The sequence below is a fragment of the Micromonospora sp. NPDC051296 genome, assembly GCF_040682255.1.
In the GTDB taxonomy this organism is placed as follows: Bacteria; Actinomycetota; Actinomycetes; order Mycobacteriales; family Micromonosporaceae; genus Micromonospora; species Micromonospora craterilacus.
Window position 1 is genome coordinate 1 of the sequence record NZ_JBFBAO010000572.1, and the last position, 2630, is coordinate 2630.

Consider the following 2630-nt stretch of genomic DNA (forward strand, 5'->3'; position numbering starts at 1 on the left):
GACGAGTTGTCCTCGTTCAGACCACAGCCGGAGACACCCAGCGTGGCCACCACGCCGAACGCGACAGCGAGCCGCCACCGACCCTTGACTGTCTTTTTCACCAAACCTCCTGAAGAACCCGGATGATGTTGCCGCCGATGACCTTGGCGATCTCGTCGTCGGAGTAACCGTGCGTGACGAGCCACCCGACGATGTTGCTGAAGCACTCCGCCGGGTTCTCCATGCCGCTCACGTACTCCACCCGCGGGTGGTCGACCACCCCGTGGGCCTTTCCGATCGCCAGGTGCTGGGTAAAGCTGTCGTGCAGCCCGACGTGGTCACCGAAGTTGGTGTCCGGGCCGAACGCCACGTGGTCGATGCCGACCAGCTCCACGCAGTACGTGAAGTGGTCCATCACCGACTCGATCGAATGGTGCGGATGGCCCGCCGAGAGGGTGGTGTGCGGAGCGGCCTCGATACCGATCACGCCACCCCGCTCGGCGCAGGCCCGGATCACCTCGTCCGGCTTCATCCGAGGGGTGTTCCAGACCGAACGGGCACCGGCGTGGGTGATGAACACCGGAACCCGACTGGCCTCGATCACATCCAGCGAGGTCTGATCGCCGGAGTGCGAGATGTCGATGGCGATACCGAGCTTGTTCATCCGGTCCACCGCGCGCCGACCGAAGTGGGTCAGCCCACCGTCGCGGTCCTCGGAGAGGCCGGATCCGAGCATGTTCGCCTGGCTGTAGGCGATGCCCATCTGGCGGACGCCGAAGCCGTAGAGGATGTCGATCCGGTCCAGCTCGTTCTCGATCATCGTGGCCGCTTCCAGACCCGCCACCAGGGCGATCTGGCCGTTGCGCTTGGCCTCGAAGATCTGTTCCAGCGTGGTCGCCACCACCACGTGGTCCTGCTTGGCGATGTCGGCGAAGCGCAGACCGATGTCGTAGACGACGTCGTCCCACTTCCAGGCGTGCTCGCTGGTCACGCAGCCGGTGCCGTTCATGAAGTTGTCGAAGACCGCGGTCAGGCCGGAGCGGGCCAGGCCCTCGAACCCGAACGAATTGCGGCCGGTGCGGTTGTAGTCGCGCAGCTGCGTCACGTCGGCCGGCAGGATCTTCGGGTGCTCATGCAGCGAGACGGCCATGTGTTCGTGGAGCAGCCGGGCGACCCGGGCGCGTTGGTCGCTGCTCAGGCCCAGGTCGTGTCCGGGCACCCGGCCGAGCTGTGGTGCCAGCTCGAAGACCTTGTAGTCAGCGTGCGGCGTCAAGTAGTCGAAGGACCGGTATCCGGCGTAGCGGGGGGCGGGTTCCTGCACTCGTCAACTCACCTCGTCAGATCAGAGGCATGAGGAATGAGGTCCGACCTCATGCCTCGTCGCAACGTACCGAGAGACGCTCAGGTTAGGAACACCTCGTGACATGACCGTTATCCGAGAACGGGGACATTCCCGCAGGTCGGGACCGACTCACCCCGAACACCCGAGGCCCGGATAGATCGAACGGAGGAGCAGCGGTACGCCGCAGCGGCGACACCATCCAACCCAGTGGTCAGACCACTTGGGCACCCGGCCGATTCCTGGGCCGATGTCGGCCAAGACAATTCAGGCCCCCTCCGTGGAGGGGGCCTGAGTATTGGGGTGACTGATGGGAATTGAACCCACGACAACCGGGACCACAACCCGGTGCTCTGCCAACTGAGCTACAGCCACCATGCCGCCGCGCCGGCCGAACGCCCGGGCGGGTGCGGGGAAATAATACCCACACCACGACCGACCGCGTCCAGCGGGTTGGGGCGGATGCTCTCAGAGCCCGGCCGCGATCGCCTTCGCGGTCTCCACGTCGGGCCCGGGCAGCGGGACGAAGAGGGTGCGCCGGTAGTACTCCAGCTCCCGGATGCTCTCCCGGATGTCCGCCAGGGCCCGGTGCGCCAGCCCCTTCTGTGGCTGGCCGAAGTACACCCGGGGATACCAGCGGCGGCACAGTTCCTTGATCGAGGAGACGTCGATCATGCGGTAGTGCAGGTGGGCGTCGAGGCGGGGCATGTCCCGGGCGATGAACCCGCGGTCGGTGGCGATCGAGTTGCCGCACAGCGGGGCGGTACGGGGATCCTTGACATGCCGGGTGACGTAGTCGAGCACCAGGTCCTCGGCCTCGGCCAGGGTGACCGTGGAGCGGCGTACCTCGTCTGTCAGCCCCGACTTGGCATGCATTGTCCGGACGATCTCCGGCATGGCGTCCAGCGCCGCGTCGTCGGCGTGGATCACCACGTCCACGCCGTCTCCGAGCACATTGAGATCGGGGTCGGTGACCAGTGCGGCGACCTCGATCAGCTTGTCGCCCCGGAGGTCGAGCCCGGTCATCTCACAGTCGATCCAGACGAGAAGATCAGCCATCGGGACAGCCTACGCGCAGCCCAAGCACCGTGGCTGCGCGCCGCCGGCCCGACTGACCGCTAGGGTCTTCCCGTGCCCGCCGATCCCGCCACAACCTCCGCTGTCGACGACCCCGGTAGCCGTACGGCGCGGCGAGCGGTGGGCCTGCTGGCGCTGGCGGCGGTCCTGCCGGCGCTCTACCTGCCGAACACCGTGCACGACTTCTTCGACCTGAAGATCTACATGTCGGCGATGGATTGGTGGGCCGCCGGCA

Annotated in this window: 2 protein-coding genes, 1 tRNA gene and 1 pseudogene; 1 reads left to right on the forward strand and 3 read right to left on the reverse strand. The window is 66.5% G+C overall.

Features of this window, described 5'->3' with window-relative positions; translation table 11 throughout:
• Positions 1-97: 97 nt before the first annotated feature.
• The 3 genes from AB0M52_RS33010 to orn form a co-directional block, all read right to left on the reverse strand.
• Positions 98-1300 carry a membrane dipeptidase gene (locus AB0M52_RS33010; RefSeq protein ID WP_363961768.1) on the reverse strand — a complete coding sequence of 401 codons (1203 nt, stop codon included), beginning with the start codon at positions 1298-1300 and terminating at the stop codon, positions 98-100.
• Positions 1301-1617: 317 nt separating this feature from the next.
• A tRNA-His gene (locus tag AB0M52_RS33015) sits at positions 1618-1693 on the reverse strand.
• A gap of 93 nt (positions 1694-1786) precedes the next feature.
• Positions 1787-2377, reverse strand: a complete 591-nt coding sequence (gene orn, locus AB0M52_RS33020) for an oligoribonuclease (protein WP_363961770.1) — start codon at positions 2375-2377, stop codon at positions 1787-1789.
• Positions 2378-2449: 72 nt separating this feature from the next.
• On the opposite strand from orn, the pseudogene AB0M52_RS33025 reads away from it, so the two are divergent.
• A pseudogene (locus tag AB0M52_RS33025) lies at positions 2450-2630 on the forward strand (hypothetical protein); the annotation flags it as partial.